Source organism: Paraclostridium sp. (genome assembly GCF_051656405.1).
Lineage (GTDB): Bacteria > Bacillota > Clostridia > Peptostreptococcales > Peptostreptococcaceae > Paraclostridium.
The window spans coordinates 1-7,764 of record NZ_JBOGBV010000027.1 but is presented as its reverse complement, the minus strand read 5'-3'; the positions used below and the strand labels follow the sequence as shown (position 1 = coordinate 7,764).

Genomic DNA, 7,764 nt, shown 5'->3' with positions numbered 1-7,764 from the left:
AGTTCTTTATATTTATCTTCTAGTACTTCTAATTTGTTTAGCATACTTTTCACCTCTTTAATTGTAAAATATCAATAGTTGATTATATCATAGTTTATAACCTATAACAACTCTATCGATTCCTTGCAAGTCTTTCTTTATATATATTTTAGAGTAACCATTATCCTTCATAATATCACATACATCTTTAGCTTGATCATGGCCAACTTCAAAAGCTAATATTCCTCCGTTCTTTAAATAACAAACAGATTCTTTAGTTATTTCCCTATAAAAATCTAAACCATCTTCTCCACCTTCAAGAGCTATATATGGTTCATAATCTTTAACCTGAGTATGAAGTGTCTCTATATCTTTTTTTCTTATATATGGGGGATTGGAAACTATTAAATCTAACTTTATGTTTTTATCTTTAATTCCACTAAATAAATTAGACTCTATAAAATCAATTTTACTGTCAACTTCATTACTTATAGCATTCTTTTTACCTATACTCAAAGCTTTTTCGGATATATCTAGTGAATAGACATGACAGTACTCTATATACTTTGCTAAGCTTACAGATATAGCCCCTGATCCAGTTCCAATATCAACGATGTTCAACATTTCCTTACCCTTAGTAAGTTCTATTATTTCTTCAACTAACGGTTCAGTATCTGGCCTAGGAATTAAAACTCCTTCTTCTACAAAAAAATCTAATCCCATAAATTCTCTATTATTAACTATATATGCAATAGGTCTTCCATCTAATCTTTCCTTAATCATTCTATTGAACTCTTCTATTTGTTCATCTGAAAGTTTTTTATTCAAGTTTAATTGAATATATAGCCTATCAACATCTCCTAATACTTTCTGCAATATTATTTCTGTATCTAATTTGGGAGTATCACTGATACTAGATAACTCCTCCATATATTTAATTAAAATTTCTCTTATTGTCATAGATTTCTCCTTTTTTACTTTATAACAGCATCTAATGCTTTTAATGCAACTTCAAGTTGTTTATCATCCGGTTCTTTAGTTGTAAGTTTTTGTAACATCATTCCTGGATAAGCTACAATTCTTGTCAAAATGTTATTATATTTCCCAAGCAATTTTATTATTTCATATGATATTCCCGCAACTATAGGAACACATACAATTCTCATAATAATTCTTATAATTGGGTTAGGCCATCCAAAAAAAGAAAAAAGTATTATTGAAGTGAACATTACTATAAATAAAAAATTAGTTCCACATCTTGGATGTTGTGTCTTAAATTTCCTTGCATTTTCAACAGTTAAGTCTAGATCATTTTCATAACAATAAATAGCTTTATGCTCAGCTCCATGATACTCAAACACTCTTTTAATATCTTTATTCATAGATATTAATAGTATATAAATAAATAAAATACATATTCTAGTAAATCCTTCTATTAAGTTCAATATTAAGTCACTATTTATGAATTTTGAAAATAATCCACCTATCATTGTGGGTGTTACTACAAATAATAACATTGCAAAAAACAATCCTATTATCAGGGAAATTATTATTATCACATCATTCGCCTTATCTTTAAATAGTTTATTTATGAATTTATCAAAAGCTGACTCTTCTTCGTCATCATCTAAAAAAAATTCAGATGAAAAGTTCATACTATTTATTCCTTCAATCATGGTCTCTATTAATATAAAAGCACCTCTTAAAAACGGAATCTTATCTATATTCTTATCAGATATCCAACTTTTTATATTTCTTTTTCTAATTATAATTTCTCCATCATTTTTTCTAACAGCTATGGCTCTCTTGTTTTTAGATTGCATCATAACCCCTTCAATTACAGCTTGCCCACCTACCGGTTGTTTTTTCATATATCCACCTCTACTCCTAAACTATATATATAATATTACTATATTAGGCAAAGAAAAAACACCTAAAAGGTGTTTGTTATGTATAAATTTATTTTTCAACTACATGACATTTTCTACATCTAGCTTCATAACTCTCTACAGCTCCAACTTGGATTATCGGTTCATCATACTTAGCTGGTTTACCATTTATAAGTCTTTGAGATCTAGTTGCTGGTTGTCCACAAACTGAACATATAGCTTGAATTTTATCTACAAATTCAGCTACAGCCAATAATTTAGGCGTAGGACCAAAAGGCTCTCCTTTAAAATCCATATCTAATCCAGCTGCAATAACTCTTATACCTTCATCTGCTAACTTTATAGCCATATCAACTACTTCATTATCAAAAAATTGAACCTCATCTATTCCAACTACTTGAGTATCTTCATTTATATATTTTTCTATTTCTGATGAGTCCTTTATAGGAATAGCATTTATTGCATATCCACTATGAGATACTACATCTTCTTTACTATATCTATCATCAATAAGAGGTTTAAAAACAACTACGTTTTGTTTTGCAATCTTAGCTCTTTTTAATCTTCTTATCAATTCTTCACTTTTACCACTGTACATAGGACCTATGACAATTTCTATATATCCATGATTTACCGGTCTATACATACTTAATCCTCCTATATAAATAAAATAGGAGTTGGCAAGCCAACTCCGTATTTACTATTAGTCGATTTTGAATCTCTTCTTGAACTTGTCTATTCTTCCACCAGCTTCTATGTTCTTTTGCTTTCCAGTATAGAAAGGATGGCATTCTGAACATATCTCAACTTTTATTTCGTCTTTAGTTGACCCTGCAACGAATGTGTTTCCACAAGCGCAACGTACTTCAACTTCTTTGTATTTTGGTTGTATATCTTTTTGCATATTTGTCACCTCTTCTCCTTACTTTTCGAAATTAATTATATTAACTTTTCGTTTTTCATTATTCAACTACACCATTATAACATAAGATTATTTAGGGTACAAGAGTTTTCTAATTAGTTTAAAGTCTCTTTTATATACTTTATAAATGAATTATTATCCTTTGTTCTCTTAAGTAATTCCAGTACTTTATCAGTTACTTCATATACCGAATTACTGCTCATTTCTTTTCTAAGTTTCCAAAGTGCAGCTTTCTCTTCTTCTGTTAATAATAAATCTTCTCTTCTTGTTCCTGATTTATATATATCAACAGCAGGGAACACTCTCTTCTCAGCTAATTTTCTATCTAAGTGTAATTCCATATTTCCAGTTCCTTTGAACTCTTCAAAAATAACATCATCCATTCTAGATCCTGTTTCAACTAACGCTGTAGCTAAAATAGTTAAAGATCCACCTTGTCTAATGTTTCTTGCAGCTCCAAAGAATTTTTTAGGGCCATGAAGTGCTCCAGGATCTAAGCCTCCTGATAACGTTCTTCCAGTTGGCGATATGCTCAAGTTATAAGCTCTTGCAAGTCTTGTAATACTATCTAATAATATAACAACATCTTTTCCGTGCTCAACTAATCTTTGCGCTCTATTTAGAACCATCTCAGCAACTTTAACATGATGACTTGACACCTGATCAAAAGTTGAGTAAATAACATCTCCATCTATAGATTCTTGCATATCCGTTACTTCTTCTGGTCTTTCATCTATAAGAAGAACTATTAACTCCACATCCGGATGATTTTTAACTATACTATTGGCTACACTTTTTAAAAGGATAGTTTTACCAGCCTTAGGTGGTGCTACTATCAATCCTCTTTGACCTTTACCAATAGGAGAAATTAAGTCTATTAGCCTTGTAGATATTTCAGTTTGATACTTCTCTAATGTAAGTCTTTCTTCTGGGTATATCGGTGTAAGAGTCTCAAAGGCTCTCCTTTTTGTAGCTGTCTCAGGATGTTCATCATTTATTTTTTGAACATATAATAATGCTCTAAATTTTTCTCCACTTTTTGGATGTCTTGTTATACCCTTAACTTTATCCCCTGTTTTCATATTGAATCTTCTAATTTGCGATGGTGAAACATATACATCATGTTCTGTAGATAAATAGTTAGGCCCTCTTAAAAATCCAAATCCATCTGGTAGTATTTCTAAAACACCCATTACCTCATCATCTTTAGATGTATTAAACTCATCAACAATCTTAGCTTCATCAACTTCTTTAACATTATATGAATTATTGTATGAATTTCTGTTGTGATTTTGATTGTATCTTTGAGTCCTATTTTCATAAACCTTAGTTTCTTGCTTATTCACACTTTGTTTTTGTTCACTTTTAATTTCTTTTTTTTCGGTTTCTTTTTTCTCGATTTCTTTATTATTATCTATCATGTCCTTATTTTTATACTCATTTATTATTTGTATTAACTCATTCTTTTTATACTTACTTATAGACTTAATCTCTAGTTTCTTTGCTAATTCTTTTAATTGAACTAGAGTCATGTCATCTAAATTATCCAAAGTCATATCTTTCGTATTCAAAAAAGTCCTCCTATCCCATAATTAAATTACAATTTTATTCGGAAATTAAAGGCGTGCAAATGAGAAGCTAACATTATTATAGCAAACAGTTAAACTTAATACTATCACTATTTATACATTATGGTCAACAAATAAAAAAATAAAACTATTCAAACAAAATAGTTTTATTTTTTCCGCCTTTTATATACTATATTTACCCATTAAATCAGTTAATATATCATTTTTATCAACCGAATGTATTGCATCGACAAATCTTATCGTTCCTGTTTTTGCTCTCATAACAACAGAATTTGTTGTTATTCTATTATTACCTAAACTAACTACACCTTTTAATAGATCTCCATCCGTTATTCCTGTTGCTGCAAAGAATAGTTCATCACCTTGAGCTAAGTCTTCTAACGATAATACTTTCGATATATCTTCGTCTGTTAATCCCATTTCATGGCATCTAATTCTTTCTTGCTCACTTAGTGGATAAATCTGAGCTTGCATATCTCCGCCCATACACTTAATTGCTGCAGCTGTTATAACACCTTCTGGTCCACCACCAATACCCATAAGCATATCTATTCCTGTATCTTCAAAGCAAGTTGCAATACCTGCTGCTACATCTCCATCTCCGAACATTTTTATTCTTGTACCTAATTTTCTAGCTGCTTCAAATATATAATCATGTCTTTCTCTATCCTGTACTATTATAGTCATTTCTGTTGTTTTTTTATTTAAAGCTTTTGCTACATTTCTTATATTCTCTTCAACACTTGCATTTAAATCTATACATCCCTTTGCCTTTGGCCCAACGATTATCTTTTTCATATAAGTGTCAGGAGCTTTAAGTAAGCTTCCTTTTTTTCCCATAGCTATTACAGATATAACATTAGGTAGTCCTTTAGCTATTAGTGTAGTTCCATCCAAAGGGTCTACTGCTATATCGACTTTCATGCTATCCTCTGTTGCCATACCAACCTTTTCACCAATATATAACATAGGAGCCTCATCCAACTCTCCTTCTCCTATTACAACTTCGCCATCGACCTTAACTGTTTCAAAAGCTCTTCTCATAGCCTCAACTGCTGCACCGTCAGCTCCGTTTTTATCTCCTCTACCCATAAACTGCGATGAGACTAAAGCTGCTGCTTCCGTTACTCTAACTAATTCTAATGCTAAATTTCTATCCATAAAATTCATCTCCCTTAGTTCGTTAATCTCTCTTCAAATTATATATCACATTTGATAAATAGTAAACATTTATAAATGTTAAATAAGGGCTTTAGTATGTTATATACTTATAAAAAGACATAAAAAAAAGCGATAATTTTAAAATTATCGCCTTTTTATTAGTTCTTAGGTACAGTTTCCCAATCTTTTAGGAATTTTTCTATACCTATATCTGTCATAGGATGTCCTAACATTTGTTTGAAAACTTTGTAAGGAACAGTTGATATATCCGCACCTGCTTTAGCTGAAGTTAAAACATGCTGAGGATGTCTTATACTAGCTGATATTATTTCAGTTTCTATACCATGTATGCTGAATATTTCTGCAACTTCTTCTATTAACATTATTCCTTCTTGACCTATATCATCTAATCTACCAACAAAAGGACTTACATAAGAAGCACCTGCTTTAGCTGCTAATAATGCTTGGTTTGATGAAAATATTAAAGTTACATTAGTTTTTATTCCTTTTTTGTGTAAAGCTGATACAGCTTTTAATCCTTCTGCACACATAGGTATCTTTATTACTATATTTTCATGAATTTTACTTAACTCTTCGCCTTCTTTTATCATTCCTTCGCTATCCATTGAGATAACTTCTGCAGATATTGGTCCATCTACAATTTGAGTTATTTCCTTAACTACATTTTCAAAAACTCTTCCTTCTTTAGCTATTAATGAAGGGTTTGTTGTAACACCTTCTATAACTCCCCAAGAGTTTATTTCTTTTATTTCATCTACATTTGCAGTATCTATAAATAGTTTCATGTTTTACCTCCTTGTATTTACAATCCTATAAATAAAGTTATTACCTTATCAATTTTAAACATTATGTATTACTTATAAATTAACCTAAACTAAAAGTTTAAAAAGTCCTTAAATTGTAAGGACTTTTTAATATATTCTACCACTATTTCTCAATTACTTCTATCCTTAATTTGTTAAGAGCTTTTCTAATTCAGATACTAAAGAGTTAAATTTCTCGGTAGTTTGTTCTATAGGTTCAGTGCTATAAAGATTTATACCACTCTCTTTTAGTAAGTCTATAGGATAATTAGATCCTCCTTTTTTAAGGAATGATAAATAGTTTTCAGGACCATTTTTAATTATATCCTGAGAAAATGCAATTCCGGCACTACATCCTGTTGCATATTTATATACATAAAAACTATTATAAAAATGTGGTATTTTTGCCCATCCAACCTTAGATAGCTGCTCTACACCAAAATCTTTACCATAATATTTTTGTAAAAGTTCTCCCCATATATCATTTAATACCAGTACGTTTACAACTTCTCCATTTTCAACCTTTTGATGCACTTTATACTCAAATTCTGCATACATGGTTTGTACAAACAAAGTATTTTTTATTAAATCTAAATACTGAGTTATATAATAAGCTTTTTCATTTTTATTTTGAGTATTTTTTATTAACATTTCATATAACAGAGCTTCATTAGTTATAGATGCTACTTCATGAGTAAAGATACTAGGTTTTGAATTTAAATAATTTTGATTCTTTGAGCTCATATATCCATACACAGCATGTCCTAATTCATGAGATAAAGTAGATACAGAATCTAAATTTCCGCTATAATTCATTAAAACATACGGATGACTATCATATACAGATAAACAATATGCTCCACTTACTTTATTATCATTAGAATATACATCCACCCATCGTTCATTGAAAGCTTTATAAAGTATATCTCCATATTCTTTGCCTAAAGGATTTAACGATGCATATACAATACCTTGTGCTTTATCATATGGAATATACTCATCTACTGGATTTATAATTGGAGCATGCATATCATATGAGTAAACTTTATCTAAGTTCAATACTTTTTTTCTTAAACCTATATATTTATGCAAACTTCCTAAATTATTATCAACCGTATTTATAAGTTCATCATAAACTTTAGGATCTATATCATCGCCTGACATATACATATCTCTTGAATTTTTATACCCTCTAGTATTTGAGTAAAAAATATTTTTCTTAACTTGTCCTATAAATAATCCTGATAACATATTTATATTATCATTGTACTGTAGAGATTCATTTTCATAAGCTTTTTTTCTTTCTTCTCGATTAGAACTTTCTAGTGCTAATGAATATTGTGATGGATTTAAGTTTGATTTTTTATCCATATTCATAAAAAGATCATATACTTCTTTAG

Annotated in this window: 8 protein-coding genes; all 8 read right to left on the bottom strand. The window is 29.8% G+C overall.

Annotation, left to right across the window (positions count from 1 at the left end):
• Window positions 1-87: 87 nt before the first annotated feature.
• The gene (gene prmC / locus ACRDDE_RS04185) at window positions 88-939 is read right to left on the bottom strand and encodes a peptide chain release factor N(5)-glutamine methyltransferase (protein ID WP_438625723.1); all 852 of its coding nucleotides are present in this window, start codon (window positions 937-939) and stop codon (window positions 88-90) included.
• Between the two features lie 14 nt (window positions 940-953).
• The gene (locus ACRDDE_RS04180; protein WP_438625722.1) at window positions 954-1,850 is read right to left on the bottom strand and encodes a DUF1385 domain-containing protein; all 897 of its coding nucleotides are present in this window, start codon (window positions 1,848-1,850) and stop codon (window positions 954-956) included.
• Between the two features lie 88 nt (window positions 1,851-1,938).
• A complete protein-coding gene (locus ACRDDE_RS04175) occupies window positions 1,939-2,514 on the bottom strand; it encodes a thymidine kinase (protein ID WP_438625721.1) in 576 nt (191 codons plus the stop codon).
• A 57-nt stretch (window positions 2,515-2,571) separates the two neighbouring features.
• Window positions 2,572-2,772 carry a 50S ribosomal protein L31 gene (gene rpmE, locus ACRDDE_RS04170; protein WP_438625726.1) on the bottom strand — a complete coding sequence of 67 codons (201 nt, stop codon included), beginning with the start codon at window positions 2,770-2,772 and terminating at the stop codon, window positions 2,572-2,574.
• A gap of 113 nt (window positions 2,773-2,885) precedes the next feature.
• Entirely contained in the window at window positions 2,886-4,346 is a 1,461-nt protein-coding gene (gene rho, locus ACRDDE_RS04165) for a transcription termination factor Rho (protein WP_438625724.1), read from the bottom strand.
• A 195-nt stretch (window positions 4,347-4,541) separates the two neighbouring features.
• A complete protein-coding gene (gene glpX, locus ACRDDE_RS04160) occupies window positions 4,542-5,540 on the bottom strand; it encodes a class II fructose-bisphosphatase (RefSeq protein WP_438625719.1) in 999 nt (332 codons plus the stop codon).
• A 158-nt stretch (window positions 5,541-5,698) separates the two neighbouring features.
• Window positions 5,699-6,346: a fructose-6-phosphate aldolase gene (gene fsa, locus ACRDDE_RS04155; protein ID WP_021430419.1), complete on the bottom strand. Its 648-nt coding sequence runs from the start codon at window positions 6,344-6,346 to the stop codon at window positions 5,699-5,701.
• A 165-nt stretch (window positions 6,347-6,511) separates the two neighbouring features.
• Window positions 6,512-7,764: M3 family oligoendopeptidase (locus ACRDDE_RS04150; RefSeq protein WP_438625717.1), on the bottom strand; the 1,253-nt coding region annotated here is incomplete at its 5' end.